The organism is Pseudomonas sp. S3_E10 (assembly GCF_054667615.1).
Map to the genome: position 1 here is coordinate 3,764,278 of NZ_CP162743.1, position 21,110 is coordinate 3,785,387.

16 protein-coding genes and 1 pseudogene are annotated in these 21,110 nt (G+C 60.7%); 11 read left to right on the forward strand and 6 right to left on the reverse strand.

The genetic code is table 11. From position 1 onward, the window contains the following. The 3 genes from AB4N98_RS17170 to AB4N98_RS17180 all read left to right on the forward strand — a co-directional run bounded on the left by AB4N98_RS17170 (position 1) and on the right by AB4N98_RS17180 (position 4,529). A complete protein-coding gene (locus tag AB4N98_RS17170; protein ID WP_065876573.1) occupies positions 1-1,458 on the forward strand; it encodes an N-acyl-D-amino-acid deacylase family protein in 1,458 nt (485 codons plus the stop codon). Positions 1,459-1,591: 133 nt separating this feature from the next. Next, positions 1,592-4,072 carry a dermonecrotic toxin domain-containing protein gene (locus tag AB4N98_RS17175; protein WP_068933584.1) on the forward strand — a complete coding sequence of 827 codons (2,481 nt, stop codon included), beginning with the start codon at positions 1,592-1,594 and terminating at the stop codon, positions 4,070-4,072. Positions 4,073-4,160: 88 nt separating this feature from the next. Next, entirely contained in the window at positions 4,161-4,529 is a 369-nt protein-coding gene (locus AB4N98_RS17180; protein WP_116079762.1) for a glyoxalase superfamily protein, read from the forward strand. Between the two features lie 73 nt (positions 4,530-4,602). Here AB4N98_RS17180 and AB4N98_RS17185 read toward each other — a convergent pair whose 3' ends face one another. The 3 genes and pseudogenes from AB4N98_RS17185 to AB4N98_RS17195 form a co-directional block, all read right to left on the reverse strand. Continuing rightward, the gene (locus tag AB4N98_RS17185; protein ID WP_411736595.1) at positions 4,603-5,466 is read right to left on the reverse strand and encodes a methyl-accepting chemotaxis protein; all 864 of its coding nucleotides are present in this window, start codon (positions 5,464-5,466) and stop codon (positions 4,603-4,605) included. 39 nt (positions 5,467-5,505) lie between these two features. Continuing rightward, a pseudogene (locus tag AB4N98_RS17190) lies at positions 5,506-6,522 on the reverse strand (methyl-accepting chemotaxis protein); the annotation flags it as partial. A 192-nt stretch (positions 6,523-6,714) separates the two neighbouring features. Then, positions 6,715-12,462, reverse strand: a complete 5,748-nt coding sequence (locus AB4N98_RS17195; protein WP_267864548.1) for a membrane-targeted effector domain-containing toxin — start codon at positions 12,460-12,462, stop codon at positions 6,715-6,717. Between the two features lie 178 nt (positions 12,463-12,640). On the opposite strand from AB4N98_RS17195, the gene AB4N98_RS17200 reads away from it, so the two are divergent. After that, the gene (locus AB4N98_RS17200; protein WP_017531131.1) at positions 12,641-13,258 is read left to right on the forward strand and encodes an FKBP-type peptidyl-prolyl cis-trans isomerase; all 618 of its coding nucleotides are present in this window, start codon (positions 12,641-12,643) and stop codon (positions 13,256-13,258) included. A gap of 58 nt (positions 13,259-13,316) precedes the next feature. On the opposite strand, the gene AB4N98_RS17205 is transcribed toward AB4N98_RS17200, so the two are convergent. The 3 genes from AB4N98_RS17205 to AB4N98_RS17215 form a co-directional block, all read right to left on the reverse strand. Continuing rightward, positions 13,317-13,574, reverse strand: a complete 258-nt coding sequence (locus AB4N98_RS17205) for a PA4570 family protein (protein ID WP_017531130.1) — start codon at positions 13,572-13,574, stop codon at positions 13,317-13,319. 162 nt (positions 13,575-13,736) lie between these two features. Next, positions 13,737-14,078 carry a zinc ribbon domain-containing protein YjdM gene (locus AB4N98_RS17210; RefSeq protein ID WP_017531129.1) on the reverse strand — a complete coding sequence of 114 codons (342 nt, stop codon included), beginning with the start codon at positions 14,076-14,078 and terminating at the stop codon, positions 13,737-13,739. A 192-nt stretch (positions 14,079-14,270) separates the two neighbouring features. Next, positions 14,271-15,239: a polyprenyl synthetase family protein gene (locus tag AB4N98_RS17215; RefSeq protein ID WP_017531128.1), complete on the reverse strand. Its 969-nt coding sequence runs from the start codon at positions 15,237-15,239 to the stop codon at positions 14,271-14,273. Positions 15,240-15,478: 239 nt separating this feature from the next. Between AB4N98_RS17215 and rplU the strand changes: the two genes are divergently transcribed. From rplU to AB4N98_RS17250, 7 genes are all read left to right on the forward strand, one after another. Continuing rightward, a complete protein-coding gene (rplU, locus tag AB4N98_RS17220; RefSeq protein ID WP_017847748.1) occupies positions 15,479-15,793 on the forward strand; it encodes a 50S ribosomal protein L21 in 315 nt (104 codons plus the stop codon). Positions 15,794-15,827: 34 nt separating this feature from the next. After that, entirely contained in the window at positions 15,828-16,085 is a 258-nt protein-coding gene (rpmA, locus tag AB4N98_RS17225) for a 50S ribosomal protein L27 (RefSeq protein ID WP_003176049.1), read from the forward strand. Positions 16,086-16,278: 193 nt separating this feature from the next. Next, complete coding sequence (gene cgtA / locus AB4N98_RS17230) at positions 16,279-17,502, forward strand: Obg family GTPase CgtA (protein WP_003176048.1); 1,224 nt, start codon at positions 16,279-16,281, stop codon at positions 17,500-17,502. 123 nt (positions 17,503-17,625) lie between these two features. Beyond that, entirely contained in the window at positions 17,626-18,744 is a 1,119-nt protein-coding gene (proB, locus tag AB4N98_RS17235; protein WP_026067516.1) for a glutamate 5-kinase, read from the forward strand. A 16-nt stretch (positions 18,745-18,760) separates the two neighbouring features. Continuing rightward, positions 18,761-19,225, forward strand: coding sequence for a CreA family protein (locus AB4N98_RS17240; protein WP_017531125.1), 465 nt, complete (start codon positions 18,761-18,763; stop codon positions 19,223-19,225). A 100-nt stretch (positions 19,226-19,325) separates the two neighbouring features. Further along, the gene (locus AB4N98_RS17245) at positions 19,326-19,808 is read left to right on the forward strand and encodes a glutathione peroxidase (RefSeq protein WP_116079750.1); all 483 of its coding nucleotides are present in this window, start codon (positions 19,326-19,328) and stop codon (positions 19,806-19,808) included. Between the two features lie 174 nt (positions 19,809-19,982). Continuing rightward, positions 19,983-21,086, forward strand: coding sequence for an NADH:flavin oxidoreductase (locus AB4N98_RS17250; RefSeq protein ID WP_017531123.1), 1,104 nt, complete (start codon positions 19,983-19,985; stop codon positions 21,084-21,086). Positions 21,087-21,110 lie beyond the last annotated feature (24 nt).

A 21,110-nucleotide genomic window follows, 5' to 3' on the forward strand; every position in this document is an offset into this window, starting at 1 on the left:
ATGAAGTACGACACGCTGATTCGCCAGGCGATGGTCATTGATGGCAGCAACACGCCTGGCTACGTCGCCGATGTGGGGCTGCGCGAGGGGCGTATCGAGGCGATCGGTGACTTGTCCACCGCCGTGGCCGCGCATGATATCGACGCCCGTGACCGCGTATTGGCGCCAGGTTTTATCGACGTGCATACCCACGACGACACCGTGGTGATCCGCCAGCCGCAGATGTTGCCCAAGCTCAGCCAGGGAGTGACCACGGTGATCGTCGGCAACTGCGGCATCAGTGCCTCGCCGGTCAGTTTGCGCCGTGATCCGCCAGACCCGATGAACCTGCTGGGCACGCGTAAGGCGTTCACCTATCCGCGTTTCGCCGACTACCGCGCCGCGGTGCAACGCGCCCACCCAGCCGTCAACGTTGCGGCGCTGGTCGGCCACACGGCGCTGCGCAGCAACCATATGGACGACCTGCACCGTACCGCCACGGCGGAGGAAATTACCGCCATGCGCGTGCAGTTGCGACAGAGCCTTGAAGCTGGCGCGCTGGGTTTATCCACAGGGCTTGCCTACGCCAGCGCGTTTAATGCCAAGACCGATGAGGTACTGCAACTCAGTGAAGAGCTGACCGCCAGCGGCGCGGTGTACACCACCCATTTGCGCAGCGAATTCGAACCGGTGCTGGAGGCCATGGACGAGGCGTTCTTGATTGGCCGGCATGCCAGGGCGCCGGTGATTATTTCCCACCTCAAATGTGCCGGCGCGGGGAACTGGGGGCGTAGCCCGCAGCTGTTGGCGGCGTTGGAACATGCCGCGAAAAGCCATCCGGTGGGCTGCGATTGTTATCCCTATGCGGCCAGCTCTTCGACCCTGGACCTCAAGCAAGTGACCGATGCGTTTCGCATCACCATCACCTGGTCCACGCCGCACCCTGACATGGGCGGGCGTGATCTGCAGGCTATCGCGGCAGAGTGGGGCGTTTCGCTGATGAACGCCGCGCGTCGCCTGCAACCGGCGGGCGCGGTGTATTACGGCATGGACGAGGCGGATGTACGACGCATCCTGGCGCATCCATTGTCGATGGTGGGCTCTGATGGCTTGCCGGAAGATCCGTTTCCGCACCCGCGATTGTGGGGCGCGTTTCCACGCGTGTTGGGGCATTTCAGCCGGGATGTGGGGTTGTTCCCGTTGCACACGGCGGTGCACAAAATGACCGGCTTGTCGGCCGCGCGTTTCGGGTTGTCGGAGCGCGGCGAAATTCGTGTAGGGCACCGGGCGGATCTGGTGTTGTTTGATCCCTTGCGGGTGCGCGATGTAGCGGATTTCAAAACGCCGCAGCGTGCGGCGCAGGGCATTGATGAGGTGTGGGTCAACGGCGTTCTGAGCTACCACGAAGGTCAGGCAAACGGGCAGCGGGGCGGGGTTTTCCTGGCGCGTTCCGGCAATTTGAACGCGGGTTTCCAGTAGGTTTCACGGCCGTTGTCGGCGCGGTTGAAACGCACGTGCAGAGCTGGATATCGGGCTAATGAGCGCTTACAAAAGGCCCGTTGCCCCTGAAAGGGCACTGCTTATGATGCAGGCCCTTTCATGGAGAACCTGTATGCGAGCACCCCTGGCTGAAATGCGTTGCTTCAACAAAGATTATGCGAGCCACCTTCCCCGTCGCGCCGCTGCGCCCACCAAGTCGGCTCCAACGCCCCTCGCTGAAGGCATGGGGGCATTTCCTTTTCCTCGCGACACGATCAAGGCCTGGATCCAGGACAAAGTCTTCGCTGCCACCGGCCAGCGAATTGATCCGGACAAAACCTACCTGCATCAGTTTTCCAGCACTCATACCGTAGCGTCCGGCGGCACGTCTACGGGTTGGCAGCACAACGGCCGCCCCGAAAAAACCATGACGCTGACCGACGCTGTCGCCAGTGATTTCTTTTCGGCGGAGCGTTATGGCGCAATCGGCGAAGCCCAGGCGGTGACGCATTTTCTGTCGTCCAATGTCAGTCCGTTCTCCATCTTCCACAGCGAAAGCGTGTCGGATTTCTTCAGTCGCCTGGGGCGAACGATCTTTGATAGAACCGGGCCTGGTTATATCTATTCGAAAATCCATGACGATGTGCCGCAACTGACGGAAAGCTGGCGTGATCTGGATGCCGCCTATGGCCTCTATCTGGATGGCCCGGAAAAGGGCCGTTATGACGCCGACAACGAATTGCGCCTCAAGCCCAGCGAACTGTTGAACATCGTGCGCGAGGGCGACCTGCAAAAGAAGGTGCTGGCCAAGCTCGATGCGTTTTGGTCAGGGCACATGCCGCAATGGCGAGCCATGGCCAAGGGGCAATTCGTCAAGGAGGCCAAGGCGGCCTTGGCGCTTCACCAGGCAAACCCTGCTGAAGGCCTGAGCCCGCAGGATTATCAAAGCGTGATGAGGGCGGCGGCTGCGAATGTGCCACTGGAGGGGCCGGCGACCCCGGCACAGTGTCTGGCGCTGGCGGCCCCTGATCCGGATAGCAAAGTGTTGGGTTTTGACATCAATGGGTACGTCGCCAGCGATATTCTGCGGTTTGTCTCCAGGGACGGCTCCGAGGTGTTGTATGTACCCGGCGCGACGCCTGCGCTCCTCAAATTCAATGACCGCGTGGCGTTGAACCGCTGGGTGGCGGAGCAAGGCAAGGACCCGGCCAAGGCCATGGCGCTGGCCCAGCACTTCTCCCTCAAGGATCGCCAGCAAGGTATTTTCGGGGCTCTGAGTGTCAACGGCGTCGACAGCGCGCTACAGAAAATAGGCGCCGGGACCATGGCGGCGAACGGTAACCACATCAACAGCCGCAACTACCCGATTGCCGAGGACGTGTTTTCGGTGATGGCCAGGCAAACGCGAGAGCGGATTGCCAGCGACACCGACACTGAAATGAAATCCAACGCAGAGGTCTACAAGGACAACGCGCTGGGCATGCTACAGGCGGGGAATGCGCTGCTTTCCATTCCCTTGGCGTTACTGGGGCCTATCGGCCTCGCCATCGGCGGCGCGGCACTCGGCGCCCAGGTGGGAATGGAAGTCGACAAAGCCGTAGAGGGTGATACCCAGGCCGAGCGGCAGGCAGGGTTGCAGGGGGCGGTCATGGATGTTGCCACGCTTGCGTTCTTTCATGCGGCGGGCAAAGCCGGCGCTTCGTTGGGTGCCGCCCGGGCGCCTGCTGAACGTACGGCTTCCGCCGGCGTGAATAGCGGGGGTGCCAAGCCGTTCTTCAATTACAGGCGGGTCAACGGGCAGGTCGGCGTATTGATGAGCCCGACCCGGCCGCATGCGCTGGCGCTGCCCGAGCCCGAGTTGAACCCGGCCTGGGATCCGACCATGGAGGTTTACCTTGAGCCTGGCCGCAGGCGCGCCGCTTCCGGCCCTCGTGTTGATGAAGAGCAGGCAGGCTCCGGAAAAAGGCTGAAACTGCACGAGCCGCAGGCGCAGTCGCCGGCCTCGCCGGCCTCGCCTGACTCGCCTGACTCGCCTGACTCGCCGGATTCTGTGGCATCCGACGCCACATCATCGGCGGACTACAGGCCCTACGATGACAGCGATGTCATACGGGAAAACCCGTTCCAGGCCAATGTCCAGTTGCCGGCCGGTGGGTATTTCAACAGTCGGGGCATGATCGAACGCACCGACTTGCCCAAGGTTTATCGCGTAGAGAAGGCCGAGCGTGTAGAGCGCCGTGGCGACCCCGAGCATTACGGTTTCATGAACTCCAACTATTTTGCCGGAGCGGAAAAAATGCGCGACGGCAATGTGCTGGTCACGTCGCGTTCCATGGAGGGCGCCATGCAATTCGGGGACAGCGAATTCGGTGGCAACTACAACCTCTATGAAATCGACAGCCAGGGCATTCCGGCCGTTTCCTTGAATGAAAATATCGACCTCAACCCGCAATTTTATGAGCTTCGCGAGCACATGGATCCGGGTGAGATCGCACACGCGCGTGCGAATGGAGGGCTCAAAGGGTTCTCCGAAGGGGCCTTTGATTTTGATGAGGTCCATCTGGATAACGACTTGGTGGGCAGCAGCAGGATCCGCCGCATTCGCCAGCGGTAGGCGCGCCTGGCCTGACGTTCACACACGCCTGTTTCTCGGTTAGTGTGGCGGTCCATCAATAGGGAGTACTGACGTCATGGAGCAGCCTGTGCAGTGCGGGAAAGTCGTTCCGATTTTGCGCATATTCGACGAAGCCAAGGCGCTGGAGTTCTACGTGGACTTCCTCGGGTTCAAGGTTGATTGGCAGCATCGTTTCGAGGCGAACTTCCCGTTGTATCTGCAGGTGTCGTTGGGGGAGTGCGTGCTGCATCTGTCCGAGCACCATGGCGATGCCTCACCGGGTGCGGCGGTGCGGATTCAGGCGCAAGGCGTGGATGTGTACCAGCAGCAATTGCAGGGCAAGAGCTACCGTTACGCCAAGCCTGGGGTTGAGCAAACGCCCTGGGGCTCGCGGGAGATGAGCATCAAGGACCCATTTGGCAATCGGGTGGTGTTTGTCGAGGAAGGCGAGGGCTGAGCGGCAGGTAATGCCGGTCAGTTAACGGCGGTGGCGAGGGAACAAGCTCCCTCGCCACGGTGATTGGCCGGGTTTAAACGCGGAAGTGGCTGACCATCTGCTGCAACTGGCTACCCAAGCGTGCCAGTTCCACACTCGACTTGGCGGTCTCATCACTCGCCGTGGCCGTCTGCTCCGACACATCGCGCACATTCACGATGCTGCGGCTGATCTCTTCGGCCACGGCACTTTGCTGTTCGGCCGCGGCGGCGATCTGCTGGTTCATTGACTGGATGTTCGAGACGGTACGGGTGATGTTCTCCAGCGATACACCGGCCTTGCGCGTCAGCTCAACGCTACTGTCGGTGAGGCTGCGGCTGTTGTTCATCACGTTGGCCACTTGCTGGGTGCCGTTCTGCAAGCCGGCGACCAGGCCTTCGATTTCTTCGGTGGACTTCTGCGTGCGCTGCGCCAGGCCCCGCACTTCGTCGGCCACTACCGCAAACCCACGGCCGGCTTCACCGGCACGCGCCGCTTCGATCGCCGCATTGAGCGCCAGCAGGTTGGTCTGTTCGGCCACGGCCTTGATCACATCCATCACGCTGCCGATCTTATTGCTCTCTTGTTGCAGATGGCTCATGGCGTCTGTGGAGCGCGCCACTTCGGCGGCCAGGCGCTCGATCTGGGCGATCGCTTCGGCCACCACCTTGTCGCCTGCACGCGCTTGGCCGTCGGCATCCGCCGCCGCCAGCGAAGCCTGTTCGGCGTTGCGCGCTACTTCCTGCACCGTGGCGGTCATTTCATGCATCGCGGTGGCGACTTGATCGGTCTCGATCTTCTGGCTGTTGACGCCGGCGCTGGTTTGCTCGGTCACGGCCGATAACTCTTCGGCGGCGCTGGCGATTTGCGTCACGCCGTCGCGAATCCCGCTGATCAGTTCACGCAAGGTGCTGCCCATGCGCTGGATGCCTTGTTGCAACACACCCAGTTCATCGCGGCGGGTGACTTGGATGTTGTGGCTCAGATCGCCCGAGGCAATCCGCTCGACCACGGCCAGGGTGTCTTGCAATGGGCGGGTGATTTGGCGGGTGATAACCAGGGCAGCGATGATGCCAACCAGCAGGGCCAGCAAGGTGCTGGTCAATTGCAGGCTGCGGGCCTGGGCGCTTTCGGCGTCGCGGCGGTTGAGCTGGATCTCGTAGAGCTTGTCGCTGATGGTGACGATGTCTGCGCCTTGAGTAGTCATTTCGGCACGGGCGGCGACGATGTTGGCGTTGGCCGCCTTGTAGTTCTGCACGGCGGTGCGGTACGCGCCCAGGGCGGTTTCCAACGCGCTCAGTGCGCTTTGCTGGCTGGCGCCGAAGGCGCTGCCGAGGTCTTTCAGGCCAGCGATGGTTTTTTCGATCTGCGCGGCAGCGCGGGCTTCGGTGTCGGGGTTGACGTTAGCGGTATAGCCACGCACTTCGTAGCGGGCCGACAGGAATTCGAATTTGGCATTGGTCACGGCCTGGAACTGAGCGAAGCGTTCCGGGCTGTCTGGCATCTGCTGCACCGTGGCATCCAGTGCGTTGATCTGGGCGTTGGCGATGTCGGCCTTGTCGCCCATCACCTGGCGAGAGGCGTTGCCGTTACGGTAAGCCTCGCGCATTTTGTTCAGGGACTGCTGGTAGGCGGTGATGATCGCTTTCTGTTCGTTGAGCAGCTTGACGTTTTCCGGGCTCTTGAAACTGTCGAGCAGTTTCTGTTGCTGGGCGGCAAAGGCGTCGAGGCTGGTCTGTACGTTTTGGGCCACGGCTTCGTCGCCGTTGGCCAGCATGTATTGCAAGCGCACGATACGCAGTTTGGTCAGCGACGCATTGAGCTGGGTGATGTCGCTCATCCAGTTGCTGCGGTCGATCAGGCCGCCCAGGCTGGTCCAGCCGGTAAGGGCCAGGATCGAGGTGAGGACGAGCACCAGGCCAAAACCCAGGCCCAGTTTGAGGTTGACGCTGATGTTACCGAACCAGCTGTTCATTACTATGCCTCCAGGCACGCAGTCGATTTGTTTTCTGGAGCTGGAAGTTTTTGTTCTTGATGCCAGCACACAAAGGTGTACGCCCGTATCGGCCGCAAAATCTTGAGCTGTAGTAATTTTTTAGCCGCGCAGGGGTGGCCCCCGACGAATGGGTAAGATTGCCTCCGGGTGGAGGCAATCAATGAGGGGCGGTTACGGTGCGGGTGTCAGTTGTATGACGAACCTCAGTGCATGAATCAGGCTGTCCTGCGACAGGAAGCGCTGATCTTTGAGCGCCTCCCAGCGGTCAATGAAAAAGTGCCCGGTGTCATCCATCTGGATGGGCGTGGAGACCACCTGACCGCTGTTGGATTTGTGCAGAAGGTTGGTTTGCTCAGGCGTGGGGCGCTCAATCAGGAAATGGCCGGTGTCCCTCAACCGCGAGCGGTCCAACGGCACGAACGGCTCAGGGGCTTTTATACGCTCAAAGCCCATATTCAGTACGAAGTCACTGCGCAAGGCACGCCATTTGGTTTCGCTGAATACCTGCCAACTACCCGGCTCAATACCTTTTGCGAGGTGGGTGGCGCTGTCGCGTATGTGCAAACTCAATACGCCGTGTATCGGCGCCAGGCCCGGGATGCCGAGGTAAGTATCGGTATGCGCGGAGCCCACGAACGCCACCCACTTGTGCGCACCGCGCGCGGCCTGGTCGGCCGCTATCACGCGCGATGCGAAGTAGCTGAACATCACGTTGCGTAGGGCATCCGGGTCGCCGAGTGGCGCCGAGGTGCGTTTGAGCCCTTTGAGGTTATAGCTCGCCGCGCAGTCAATGGCCTGCACGCGAATCCCGTACTTGTTGGCCGCCTGCAACACGTTGGTGTAGGTGTACGGGCCGGTGTAGTTGACGGTCTTGCCATCGTAAAAACGCATCTGCCCCAGGTCTTGGCTTTGCACAAATGCTTTGAGGCTGTCGGCCAGTGTTGCTGTCTGGTTGAAGGCGCTGAGCTCGAGCTGGTGCAAATCGGTTTGCAAGTGCTCGAAGTAGAGGGTTTGAACGCCCTGTTTTTTCAGGTCGGCCATGTGCTCTATGAAGAATTTCTTGGCCGCTTCCGAAGAATGGGCTTCGCCGATCACCAAGCCCGAGGAATAAGCGTACGCCTGCTCGATAAAGTCTTTTTCCGTGCGCAGCAACGTTGGGTCGGGTAGCGAGGGCCTGGCAGGCGCCGTGTAATCACTGAAGAACTCATCGGCGGTGGTGAGAAGGCGCCGCCGGGTTTCGATAAAGGCGGTGTAAGCCGCTTGCGCTTCAGGAAGCGCCAGCGTGTAGTTTGAGTCCAGGCCTCTGCGCATCATCTGCAGTTTGCGCAGTTGTTCCCTGAGGGCTGGGGCAACATCGAATGTGTTGAAGTGGGCCGGCTCGGGTAACGCAGCCACGGTCGGCACAAGGGGCGGCGGCAGCGTCGGCGAAGGGGGGCGGGCGGCTGGTTGGTAAGTGGTTTTCAGCCTCAGCCTGAAATCCACCGGGTCGCTCCAGATGCCCACCGCCGAGTCCGTGGCGACGTCGTCGATACGCAGGCCAATGGCGTTGTTCAAATCGGCCAGCCCGGGGATTTGCTCCGAGGTGCGTACACGGCTGTGTTCCACCAGCGCCACCCAGCGTGTTCCCGGCTGGTCGGCCAGATCGGCGCTGATCGCTTTATGTGAATAGAAATTGCGCAGGGCGTTGGCGCGTGGCGGGGCCTTGGCGTTTTCGATGATATGGAAGGCGTGGGTCAAGTCATAAGAGGTCGCGGCGTCGAGGGCCTTGAGTTCAATGCCGTGCTTGCGGGCCGTTTTCATCAGGTTCAGGTAGGACGGCGCAGACCCGCCGGCGAGGTTGAAGGTACGGTCCACGCTGCCCAGGTGTTTTTCGATATGCCGGGATGAACCCTTGGTGTTGAGTTTATGCAGCTTCTCGCGGAACACGTCGTTAGGCAGGTGTTCGATGTACAGGCGCTTGACGCCCTGACGGGCCAGCACGCCCATGTTATCGATCAGGAACTGCTTGCTGGCGATCGACTCGCTCACCTCGCCGAGCACCAACCCGTCGCTGTGTTTGAACAGCGCATCAAGGATCTGCGGGTGCGCGGCGTCGCTGGCCAGTGGCGGCAATGAAGGGCGCGCAACGCTGGGCCTGGAGGCGGAGAAAAACGCTTCGGCGTCTCGGCTCAACGTGTCGACCTGCTTGAGGTACGCCTGATGAATGGGTGCCATGTGTTCACGATGTTTGTCGACGAAATACAGGCGTGGAAGCACCGGGTCATCGCTGATCAGTGAGCGCCTGAAGTCCGGCTTGAGCAGGCGCTCGACATCCCGCCAATGGTGCGCATCGATTTCATAAGGCTTGAGTGCGTTGTATGTGTCGGGCAGTTTTTCATATTTGGGCGCGCCCCCCACGACGCCTGAACGTCGCCAACCGTCTGTGGTTTTTTCCACCAGTCGTGCGGTTGAACGCAACTGGCCGCTGGCGGGGTCAAGGCGAAACAACAGGAAGCGCCCCAACGGATCGGGCGTGGCGGGCGCCCAGTACCAATCGCCACGGAACAGCACCGGCTGCATGTGTTCGCGTGATGGGAGTGGGGTTTGCAGAGAACGCGTCTGCGCGATGGCCTGGCTGGCAGGCGTACCTTGCAAGCTTGGGCGTATGCGCTTGCTGAACGCCTTGATCGAGCCGAGGGCGGGGCGCAGGTCGGTGAACAAGGCGCCGCCTGCGTTGAGCAAGTAACCGATCAGGTGTTGCAGGGCGGCATCGTTATCGCCTTGAACGTAAGCCTCCAGTGCCAACATGGCGTCCTTGAAGGCCAGCAGCAGGCCCGTGCCCAGGCTCAGGACTGGAAAGGGCGCGGTCGCGACCGCCACGACCCATTCAACGCAGGTCCACACAATCCCCATGATCATCTGTGTGCGGTTATGGGTGGTGGCGAACACATCATCAATGCGGCGTTGCAGCTTCATGTTGTACAGCTCGTGGCGCAAGTCCATGAGCGGGGCGACGCGTTCGAGGCTGTCGTAGCGCGGCGCGCTGGGGGTGGTTCTATTGATGTGCTCGGGCAGCTGCTCGCGGGCGTTTTTAAGAAATTGCCCGACGCGAGCCTGGGACTGGATGGGCGCGCGCTTGGTCAGGTAGCCCACCATCCCACTGATCGTTTTCAGTGTGTGGTTGAACAGGCGTGCTTCGCGAAACACGATGTGATCGGGGGCTTTTGGGGTGTAGAGCAGCACCGGGTTATCCGCGTGGCTGAACAGCAAAGTGTCGATGATCCAGTCACCGTCTATCACCAGGCGATGGATCTTGTACTGCTGGCGAACGGCTGCGGATTTATCGCCCATGCTTTGAATGGCGGCTTCAAGCCAAGCCAGATCCATGCTGCTGATATGGCCATTGAGCTGGCATTCCAGGGCGGCATTGCGCATTTGCAGTTGCGTGATTGCCAGGGTCGCCTCGCGGCGTTTGTCGTAGCCGGGGCTGTTGGCGTTTTGCAGCTTGGCACGCACTTGGTTGATATAGCGTTCGCCGATCCAGGTACCGCGCACCGACGCCGCGACCTTCTGCGCAGTCAGTGGGCTCAGGTCGATACCTTCCGGGCCTTTGAAGGATGCGGATTCAGCGAATGCCTCGTTCAGAAAACCGATGCTGTCGTCATACCCATCTCGGTACAGCGTGGTGTAGTTGACCGGCGCCGGTGTCGAGGTCACAAAGTGCTTGGGGTAATAGGCCCACACCTTGTCCGGGTCGACATCGTCTTGTCGACGCCCAAGCAATCGGTTAAGGGCGGTTTTCGCCTGTTGATGCACATAGGCCTTGAAGCCGGCAAAGGCGTTGTCCGATTGCGGGTCGGCGTTGTAGGTGCGCAGCGCGCCTTCGGCGTCGTCGGCCAGTGTCAGCAACTTGCTGCGGTTGGCCGCGGTCGTCGATCGGTACCACGGCGCAGTGCTGGAGTCGTGGTCGTCCAACTGGGTGGCGATGAAATGTGCGGCCATGCTGGCAAGGCAATCGGCATGGCTGCAGGGGGTGTCGAATGTGACTTCTTTGTATTCCTGTTCGTGGGGCTTGAAGCTCAGGCCCATCAAGGTTTTTGCCATGGCCTCGCGAAACCGTAGGGCAACGCGTTCCAGCAGGTAATCGCTCATGGTTTTGCCGGCAGCGGAGCCGCTGTTTCGGCTCCAGCTCAGCACGTGGGTCTGACAGGCGATCTCACTGTCGAACGCCATGAATTGTTCTGGCCTGGGCGCGGAGGGCGTACACAGCAACAGGCGAATGGGCTTGCCGTTGCTGTCGACCTGGCGCAGTACCCACAGGTCCTGGAGTTGGGCCCCATGCAGCGAGAGGGTCGATGCACTCAGGCGCGGATCGTTGCCCAGGCGCAGGTTCTGGATCAGTTGGTAGTCCGGCTCGCTGATGTGCTGTTGCAGCAGGGCGGCGTAGGCCAGGCAATTGATGCGTTGATCCAGCATGTGCTGGATGGCCTCCTTGAGCCCGGGCCTGCCATGAATTTCACGCTGGAGCTGGGTGAACGCCATGCGGGGCTGCACGGTTTTGAGCAGTTGCGCCAGATAGCGCGGCGTCAGGTCTTGGTAACGCTCGGGCAGTGGGGCGCCAGCGTAACTGAGCGTGGTTTTTTCGAGAAAGGCCGAGCCGGGATTTTCGTCGCCGGTATGCAGGCCGCGAAGGGCCAGGTCGGTCAGGGACTTTTTATGCTCGTAGGCACCGACCTGCGGCACGTGGCGTTGCGTGGTAACTATCAGTTGATCGGGGTCCAAGTCCTGGATGTCGAGATCGACATCCAACTGTTCGATCAGTTGATAGTGTGCCAGCGCCTGCGGTGAGGCGGCGGGGCCAAAAAACTCGGCCAGTGCCTGGCGGGCCTGGTTGTAGTGCTGAACATGCTCGGCGAGCGAGGTGCGCCTGGCTGTATCGGCGCTGCGGTACCAGTCCGGTGCGCTGTAGCGCAGGCTGCGTTCCAACAAGGCTTGGGCGCGCATCTCAAGACGCTGGTCGTAGGTGGGCAGGGCGGCGCCGACGGCTTTGTCCAGGTATTGATAGAGCTGCCTTGCGCTGTGCTCGGGGTTGTCGATAAGGCTCAGTGCCCGTTCGATGTCCTGCGTGCGCTTGCTGATGCGGGCGTTGTAGAGGTGTTCAAAAAGGGGCGCGTCGTCGATTTTTTCCAAGGCCAGGGGCCAGATTCCTGCCACGCTGAGCGCTTGGTACTGCTGCGCCAGGCAGTCGGCGAATGCTGGGCGCAGGCTGGCGCTGTGAACGGCGTGTTGTAGCCAGGTATCGAGTTGCGCCAACGAATCGAAGGCTTCCAGGCCGCGGGAAGGCAGGAACAGCAGGAGGGGGCCAACGTTGGCGTCGCCGCTCAGGTTTGTAACCACGGGTGTGGGTTTTTCAGTCAGCACAAAGGCGCCGGCGACTTCGACACGTGTGTCCTGGTAGGTGAAGGTCAGTGCATACAGGCCGGGGCGCGCGTCGGGGCCCAGGGATATGTTCTGGATCGTTGTGCTCCAGTCCGGATGAAGCAGACGATCCTTGGCGAGCAGCTTGGCCTCGTGTTCCAGGGCCAAAATGCCGGCCTCGAAGGTGAGGTAGGTCTTGCGACTCTTGTTCTCGATCTGGGTGCGCTCGTCCAGTTCCTTGAGTGCTGGGTTCAGCTCAGCCTTCAGCCGGGTGATCAGTGCCTTACCCTGCGCCGTCTGCAGGTCGCTGTTTTCAACGGGTTGATACAGGGCGCGGGCACTGTGCAGCAGGGTCTGGTTATGGGTTTTGAGGGCCTGGTTCAGGCGCTCCAACTCAACGAGTTCCTCAGGTTTGGCCTGAGCCTTGATCGGGGCGCCCTGCAACAGGTAATCACTGATCTGTCCCAGGTCGTTGCGTATCTCCTGGAACGTCGGTGGGCGGTCAAGTGGGGTGGGGGTCATGTCTGAAGCTCCTTGATATTGAGGGGCTCAGCTTGTCGCCCGGTACCCGGGGCTCGGTAGTAGATACATAGCCGCCAGACGCGGGGCTCATCAGGAAGGGGGCTTGTGTGCTAGTCTGCGGGCCCTTTTAGTTTTGGATGGCGCGGGAAATCGTGTCGTCCTACAGCGGAGCCTCTTCATGTCCGAAGTTAATCTGTCCACCGACGAAACCCGCGTCAGCTACGGTATTGGCCGTCAATTGGGCGACCAACTGCGCGACAACCCGCCACCGGGTGTAAGCCTGGACGCGATCCTGGCCGGCCTGACCGACGCGTTCGCAGGCAAGCCAAGCCGTGTTGACCAAGAGCAAATGGCGGCCAGCTTCAAGGTTATCCGCGAAGTCATGCAAGCCGAAGCAGCTGCCAAGGCTGAAGCGGCGGCTGGCGCCGGTCTGGCGTTCCTGGCTGAAAACGCCAAGCGTGATGGCATCACCACCCTGGCTTCCGGCCTGCAATTTGAGGTGTTGACTGCCGGTGACGGCGCCAAGCCGACCCGTGAAGACCAAGTGCGTACCCACTACCACGGCACCCTGATCGACGGCACTGTGTTCGACAGCTCCTACGAGCGCGGCCAGCCTGCAGAATTCCCGGTAGGCGGCGTGATCGCCGGCTGGACCGAAGCCCTGCAACTGATGAATGCCGGCAGCAAATGGCGCCTGTACGTGCCGAGCGAACTGGCCTACGGCGCTCAAGGCGTTGGCAGCATCCCGCCGCACAGTGTTCTGGTGTTCGACGTCGAGCTGCTCGACGTTCTGTAAGACCTGCTGAAGCGGTGGGAGCGAGCCTGCTCGTTCCCACCGTTGTTGGCTGGTTTTTTCATGGATGGAATTTGCCATTCAGCTCTGTCGCCGGGCGCAACGCACGGGCATAGCAGAACAGAAACAGATTACGCACCACCTCTTTCAACACACTCGGTTCACTCGAACTCAGGCCATTGACGTCCAGGTCGCCCTGGTCCTGTAGCTCATTCAGCGCTTCTTCTTCCAGCACCGCACAGACTTCACCGGTTTCCCGATGCAGGATGCGCAGGTAAGGGTGTGGACGGTCCAGCCAGGCATCGATCAAATAAGTCATGGGGCGCATCTCCTTGATGGGTTTCAATGAGAATAATTCTTATTCGTGGAATAGCAAGAGCCTATTGGCGGTTTCCGGTTTTTTTCTGTGTGGATATTGAGAAGGGTCAACGGAGAGGGCAAAACGCCATCCCGCGGCGGGCGCGGGATGGAAGCAACGTATTCAGACTTTGCGCACGAATTCGGACTTGAGCTTCATCGGGCCGATACCGTCGATCTTGCAATCGATATCGTGGTCACCGTCACACAAGCGGATGTTCTTGACCTTGGTGCCGACTTTCACGACCAGAGACGTGCCCTTGACCTTGAGGTCTTTGATCACGGTAATGGTGTCGCCGTCCTGCAGGACGTTGCCCACAGAGTCTTTCTTCACGGTTTCATCGCCGGCCACTTCGGCCTCGCCGTTGGCGGACCACTCATGGGCGCATTCCGGGCAGATCAGTTGGGCGCCGTCTTCGTAGGTGAATTCGGAATTGCATTTCGGGCAGGGTGGCAACGTGCTCACTAAAGCTCCTCGGGAGTCAGGGATGGCTAAAAGTCGCACATTATATAGGGTTTTGTGCGCTGGGCGGTCTGGAATTGGCAATACACACTAAATGTGGGAGGGGGCTTGCTCCCGATGGCGGTGTGTCAGCCAGCAGATCCGGTGACTGACATACCGCCATCGGGAGCAAGCCCCCTCCTACATGCAACTATTTTAGTGCGTACGCGCCACCGCAAATTCACTCAGCTCAACCAGGGCATCCCGGTATTCGCTGGCCGGCAGGGCTTGCAGGCATTTGATTGCGCGGGCCACGTAGTCACGCGCCAGTTGCGCGGTGTAGTCCAGCGAGCCCGAGGCTTCCACGGCAGCGCGGATGCTTTCCAGGTCTTCGATGCCGCCTTTCTGGATCGCCTTGCGCACCAGGGCGGCCTGTTCCGGCGTGCCTTCGCGCATGGTGTAGATCAGCGGCAGGGTCGGCTTGCCTTCTGCCAGGTCGTCACCGACGTTCTTGCCCAGGGTTTCGGCGTCGCCACGGTAGTCGAGCAGGTCGTCCACCAGTTGGAACGCCACGCCCAGGTGATCGCCAAAGGTGCGCAGGGCTTCGGCCTGTTCGACGGTGGCGCCACACAGCGCGGCGGCGCTGTGGGTGGAGGCTTCGAAGAGCATGGCGGTCTTGCCGCGAATGACTTCCATATAGGTTTCTTCGGTGGTGCTGGCGTCACGCACCTTCGACAGTTGCAAGACTTCGCCTTCGGCGATGATGCGCGTGGCCTGGGAGAGAATCTTCATCACCGGCATCGAGCCCAGCTCGACCATCATTTCGAACGAGCGCGAATACAGGAAATCGCCCACCAGCACGCTCGGGGCGTTGCCCCACATCGCGTTGGCGGTCTCGCGGCCACGGCGCATGCCGGACATGTCGACCACGTCGTCATGCAGCAGGGTGGCGGTGTGCAGGAATTCGATGGTGGCGGCGAGCAGGCGCAGGTCATCGCCTTCACGGCCCAGGGCCTTGCCACACAGCAACACTAATAAAGGACGCAGGCGTTTACCGCCCGCCGACGTAATGTAGTCGCCAATTTTGGAGACCAGCGGCACTTTAGACGTCAGCTGCTGCTTGATGATGCCGTCGACGGCGCTAAAATCGTCCGCGACCGCGCGGTAGAAAGCTTGGGGTTGCATCAGCGACAGTCGCTCCAGAAGGGTTGCGCGGCATGCTAGGACCCTGACCCCGCAGTGTCAAGGCGCGATAGACGGCCACTTGCAAGGCCTCAATAGCTTGCGTACAATCGCGCACCCTGAACTTCCTGGGCAGCACCTGCCTTACGCAATTGCATTCGGGACGTCCATCCCATGCAGCCATGCCAGCCAATACCTCTTCTTATAAAGAGCTGGGTGAGCAGGATTATCGGAGAAATACCATGTCGTACGCAGTAATTGTTACTGGTGGCAAGCAATACAAGGTCGCCCCAGGTGAATACCTGAAGATCGAAAAACTGGAACTCGCTACTGGCGACTCCGTGACATTTGATCGCGTTCTGTTGGTCGCCAATGGCGATGACGTGAACATCGGCGCTCCAGTTGTTGCTGGCGCTACCGTTGTGGCTGAAGTGATCTCCCAAGGTCGTCACGATAAAGTCCGCATCATCAAGTTCCGTCGTCGTAAGCACCACATGAAGCGTATGGGCCACCGCCAGTGGTACACCGAGATCAAAATCACCGGTATTCAGGCTTAATTTCAGCCTAATTCCTCACTAGGAGAATTGACTCATGGCACACAAAAAAGCTGGTGGTAGTACCCGTAACGGTCGCGACTCAGAAGCCAAACGCCTTGGCGTTAAGATGTATGGCGGCCAGAAAATCATTCCGGGCAACATCATCGTGCGTCAGCGCGGCACCCAATTCCACGCCGGTTACGGTGTAGGCATGGGTAAAGATCACACCCTCTTCGCGAAAATCGAAGGCGTGATCAAGTTTGAAGTAAAAGGCGCGTTCAACCGCCGTTACGTGAGCGTTGTCGCAGCTTAATTGCGAGATCGCTGGAAAAGCCCTGTCTTGCGACGGGGCTTTTTCGTTTGTGGAGTGAGTCTCTTGCAAAGCTGTTTGTAATGGGCTCAGGCGCTGGATAGGCGGTCGCTGTTTGAGGTCGCTGCGCTCATTTTTGCAAGAGTCTTATGTCTTGGTTTTTTAAGCTCGTCCGTGCGGCGAGAGGCGTTTTGTTATGAAGTTCGTTGATGAAGTTTCCATCCGAGTAAAAGCAGGCGACGGCGGTAACGGTTGCATGAGTTTCCGTCGCGAAAAATTCATCGAAAACGGTGGTCCCAACGGCGGTGACGGCGGTGACGGCGGTTCCATCTACATGATGGCCGACGAAAACCTCAACACCCTGGTCGACTACCGTTACACCCGGCACTTCGATGCCGAGCGTGGCTCCAACGGCGGCAGCACCGATTGCACCGGTAAAAAAGGTGAAGACCTGGTACTGCGCGTACCGGTCGGCACCACGATCATCGACTCCGCGACCCAGGAAGTGATCGGCGACCTGACCAAGGCCGGCCAGAAGCTGATGGTGGTGCAGGGCGGCTGGCACGGTCTGGGTAACACCCGATTCAAATCCAGTACCAACCGTGCGCCACGCCAGACCACGCCGGGCAAGCCGGGCGAGCAGCGTGACCTCAAGCTGGAAATGAAAGTACTGGCGGACGTTGGCCTGTTGGGCCTGCCGAACGCCGGCAAAAGTACCTTCATTCGCTCGGTCTCGGCCGCCAAGCCGAAAGTCGCCGACTACCCGTTCACCACCCTGGTGCCAAACCTGGGCGTGGTCAGCGTCGACCGCTGGAAAAGCTTTGTGATCGCCGATATTCCCGGCCTGATCGAAGGTGCTTCCGATGGCGCGGGCCTGGGGATTCGCTTCCTCAAGCACTTGTCGCGCACGCGTTTGCTGCTGCACCTCGTCGACATGGCGCCGCTGGATGAGACCAGCGCAGCGGATGCGGCCGAAGTGATCGTCAGCGAACTAACCAAGTTCAGCCCGGCTCTGGCCGAGCGTGATCGTTGGCTGGTGCTGAACAAGTGCGACCAGATCCTCGAAGAAGAGCACGAGGAGCGCGTCAAGGAAATCGTCGACCGCCTGGAGTGGACGGGTCCGGTCTACGTGATCTCGGCCATTGCCAAAGAAGGCACCGAACGCCTGACCCGCGACATCATGCGCTACCTGGAAGACCGCGCCGACCGCCTGGCGGCCGACCCGGTGTACAAGGCCGAACTCGCCGAACTCGACCAGCAGATCGAAGACGAAGCCCGCGCCCAGTTGCAAGCCCTGGACGACCAGCGTGCCCTGCGCCGCAGCGGCGTGAAGTCGGTCCATGACATCGGCGACGACGATTGGGACGAAGAAGACGTGGATGATGAAGACGGTCCGGAAATCATTTACGTGCGCGACTGATTCGTTGCAGTAAACTTAAGCGCCGCTCACATGAGCGGCGTTTTGGTATCTGGGTATACGTAGTCACTAATAACGTTATGGGGCGCGCTGGGTCGCGCGGCCCTCACTCTAAGGTTGAAGATGATGCGGAGCAAAGTGACAGGTGCGCAGCGCTGGGTCGTAAAGATCGGCAGTGCATTGCTGACGGCAGATGGCAAGGGCCTGGATCGGGCAGCCATGAGCGTCTGGGTTGAACAGATGGTGGCCTTGCATGAAGCGGGCGTGGAGTTGGTGCTGGTGTCGTCCGGAGCGGTTGCCGCCGGGATGAGCCGCCTCGGCTGGACCGCGCGACCCAGCGCGATGCACGAACTGCAAGCCGCCGCCGCCATCGGCCAGATGGGCCTGGTGCAAGCCTGGGAATCGAGCTTCGCCGAGCACGGCCGCCACACGGCGCAGATCCTGCTGACTCACGACGACCTGTCCGACCGCAAGCGCTACCTCAACGCCCGCAGCACCTTGCGCGCGTTGGTGGAGCTCAAGGTGATCCCGGTGATCAACGAGAACGACACGGTGGTCACCGACGAAATCCGCTTCGGCGACAACGACACCCTGGCCGCCCTGGTGGCCAACCTGGTGGAAGCCGACCTGCTGGTGATCCTCACCGACCGCGACGGCATGTACGACGCCGACCCGCGCAACAACCCCGATGCCCAGCTTATCTATGAAGCGCGTGCCGATGACCCGGCGCTGGACGCCGTGGCCGGCAGCGTCGGCGGTGCCCTGGGCCGTGGCGGCATGCAGACCAAGCTGCGCGCCGCGCGCCTGGCCGCGCGTTCCGGTGCCCACACCATCATCGTCGGTGGCCGCCTGGCGCGCGTACTGGACCGTCTCAAGGCCGGTGAGCGCATTGGCACGCTGCTGTCACCGGAGCGCGGCATGCTGGCGGCGCGCAAGCAGTGGCTGGCCGGGCATCTGCAGACCCGTGGCACCCTGGTGCTGGACGATGGTGCGGTCTCGGCACTTTCCCAGGGCAACAAAAGCCTGCTGCCGGTGGGCGTCAAGCTGGTGCAGGGCAGCTTCCGCCGTGGCGAAATGGTGGTGTGTGTCGCGCCGGACGGTCGCGAGATCGCCCGTGGCCTGGCCAACTACAGCGCCCTGGAAGCGCAGAAAATTATTGGGCAATCGTCTGACGCCATTGTCGGGCTTTTGGGGTATATGGCCGAACCGGAACTGGTTCACCGCGACAACCTGATCCTGGTTTAACCATAGGAAGTACACGATGCGCGTGATGAAGGGATTACTCGGCCTGCTGTTGGCCATGCCGCTGCTGGCCTCGGCCGAAGAGATTGGCCAGGTGTCGACGGTGTTCAAGTTTGTCGGCCCCAATGACCGGATCGTCGTTGAAGCCTTTGACGACCCCAAGGTCGAAGGCGTGACGTGCTACCTGTCGCGCGCCAAGACCGGCGGGGTCAAAGGCGGCCTGGGCCTGGCCGAAGACCGTGCCGAAGCCTCGATCGCCTGCCGTCAGGTGGGGCCGATCCGCTTCAAGGGCGAACTCAAGGACGGCGACGAAGTGTTCAAAGAGCGCACCTCGCTGGTGTTCAAGACCATGCAAGTGGTGCGTTTCCTCGACAAGAAGCGCAACACCCTGGTGTACCTGGTCTACAGCGATCGCCTCATCGAAGGCAGCCCGCAGAACGCCGTCACCGCGATTCCGATTTTGCCGTGGGCGACCGCTCAGTAACCCGCAGGCGAGTTTTGTAATCGGCGTCTATGATTGCAGGCTTGCGGGTTGTAATCTCGAATCACTGCAATGCAAAGACCTGGAATATCTGGAGTTCGTCATGAGTGCTTTCCACGACCTTAAACTCAAAGCTTTAGACGGACAGGAACTGCCGCTGGCGCCCTTCAAGGGGCAAGTCGTGCTGGTGGTCAATGTGGCGTCCAAGTGTGGCTTGACCCCGCAATATGCGGCGTTGGAAAACCTCTATCAGCAATACAAGGACCAGGGGTTTACCGTGCTGGGCCTTCCCTGCAACCAATTTGCAGGCCAGGAGCCGGGTACCGAGCAAGAGATTCAGACGTTCTGCAGCCGGAACTACGGCGTGACCTTCCCCCTGGGCAGCAAACTCGACGTCAACGGCCCTGATCGTCACCAACTGTACCGCTTGCTGGCAGGCGAGGGCGCCGAGTTTCCAGGGGATATCACCTGGAACTTCGAGAAATTCCTGCTCGGCAAAGACGGTCGCGTACTCGCGCGTTTCTCGCCACGCACGGCGCCGGATGATCCCACAGTCATCCAGGCCATCGAAAAAGCCCTGATCTGACCCTTCCCACTGGGCTTTTGGGGTGAGCGGGCTTGCCCGCGTTGGGCTGCGCAGCAGCCCCGTCTAACCTTTGCCGCTTTTACCCTTTAATCACCCAGATCAATAGTGCTACTCAGCACCGGGCACGGCCCATATTATCCGCGTCATAAACCTCGTCTTTCGTGGAGTGCCCGCATGCCTGTCCAAGCCCTGTTCAAACCCTTCCAGCTCGGTGCACTGCAGCTGTCGACCCGTGTGGTCATGGCGCCGATGACGCGCTCGTTTTCTCCTGGCGGCGTTCCCAATTCCAACGTCATCGAGTACTACCGTCGCCGCGCGGCGGCCGGCGTAGGCCTGATCATCACCGAAGGCACCGTGGTCGGTCACCAGGCCTCCAATGGGTACCCGAATGTGCCGCATTTTTACGGCGAGGCTGCGTTGGCCGGTTGGAAGAAGGTGGTGGATGCCGTCCACGCCGAGGGTGGCAAGATCGTCCCGCAACTCTGGCACGTGGGCAGCGTGCGGCGTATCGGCACCGAGCCGGATGCCAGCGTGCCGGCTTATGGCCCGATGGAAAAACTCAAAGATGGCACGGTGGTCGTCCACGGCATGAGCGCCCAGGACATCAAGGACGTGATCAATGCCTTCGCTCAAGCCGCCAAGGATGCACAAAGCATCGGCATGGACGGTGTAGAGATCCACGGCGCCCACGGCTATCTGGTGGACCAGTTCTTCTGGGAAGGCAGCAACCAGCGTACCGACGAATATGGCGGCAGCCTGGCCAACCGTTCGCGGTTTGCCATCGAATTGATCCAGGCCACGCGCGCAGCCGTCGGCCCGGACTTCCCTATCATCTTCCGTTTCTCCCAGTGGAAGCAGCAGGATTACACCGCACGCCTGGTGCAAACCCCTGAAGCGCTGGGTGAGTTCCTGAAGCCGTTGTCCGACGCGGGCGTGGATATTTTCCACTGCTCCACCCGCCGTTTTTGGGAGCCGGAATTCGAAGGCTCCGACCTCAACCTGGCCGGCTGGACCCGCCAACTCACCGGCAAACCGACCATTACGGTGGGTAGCGTCGGCCTGGATGGCGAATTCCTGCAGTTCATGGTCAACACCGACAAAGTTGCGCAGCCAGCCAGCCTGGAGAAACTGCTGGAGCGCCTGAACAACGATGAGTTCGATCTGGTTGCCGTGGGCCGTGCGCTGCTGGTTGATCCGGAGTGGGCGGTGAAGGTACGGGAAGGTCGCGAGGGCGATATTCTGCCGTTCAGTCGTGAGGCGTTGACGACCCTGGTCTAAGCGGCGCCAGCGATCTGACAAGCC

Coding starts and splice junctions, on each gene's coding strand:
- AB4N98_RS17250 (WP_017531123.1), top strand. CDS start 19,983: ATGCCTGTCCAAGCCCTGTTCAAACCCTTCCAGCTCGGTGCACTGCAG.
- AB4N98_RS17240 (WP_017531125.1), top strand. CDS start 18,761: ATGCGCGTGATGAAGGGATTACTCGGCCTGCTGTTGGCCATGCCGCTG.
- rplU (WP_017847748.1), top strand. CDS start 15,479: ATGTCGTACGCAGTAATTGTTACTGGTGGCAAGCAATACAAGGTCGCC.
- cgtA (WP_003176048.1), top strand. CDS start 16,279: ATGAAGTTCGTTGATGAAGTTTCCATCCGAGTAAAAGCAGGCGACGGC.
- AB4N98_RS17200 (WP_017531131.1), top strand. CDS start 12,641: ATGTCCGAAGTTAATCTGTCCACCGACGAAACCCGCGTCAGCTACGGT.
- AB4N98_RS17205 (WP_017531130.1), bottom strand. CDS start 13,574: ATGACTTATTTGATCGATGCCTGGCTGGACCGTCCACACCCTTACCTG.
- AB4N98_RS17170 (WP_065876573.1), top strand. CDS start 1: ATGAAGTACGACACGCTGATTCGCCAGGCGATGGTCATTGATGGCAGC.
- AB4N98_RS17175 (WP_068933584.1), top strand. CDS start 1,592: ATGCGAGCACCCCTGGCTGAAATGCGTTGCTTCAACAAAGATTATGCG.
- AB4N98_RS17185 (WP_411736595.1), bottom strand. CDS start 5,466: ATGGGCAGCACCTTGCGTGAACTGATCAGCGGGATTCGCGACGGCGTG.
- rpmA (WP_003176049.1), top strand. CDS start 15,828: ATGGCACACAAAAAAGCTGGTGGTAGTACCCGTAACGGTCGCGACTCA.
- AB4N98_RS17195 (WP_267864548.1), bottom strand. CDS start 12,462: ATGACCCCCACCCCACTTGACCGCCCACCGACGTTCCAGGAGATACGC.
- AB4N98_RS17245 (WP_116079750.1), top strand. CDS start 19,326: ATGAGTGCTTTCCACGACCTTAAACTCAAAGCTTTAGACGGACAGGAA.
- proB (WP_026067516.1), top strand. CDS start 17,626: ATGCGGAGCAAAGTGACAGGTGCGCAGCGCTGGGTCGTAAAGATCGGC.
- AB4N98_RS17215 (WP_017531128.1), bottom strand. CDS start 15,239: ATGCAACCCCAAGCTTTCTACCGCGCGGTCGCGGACGATTTTAGCGCC.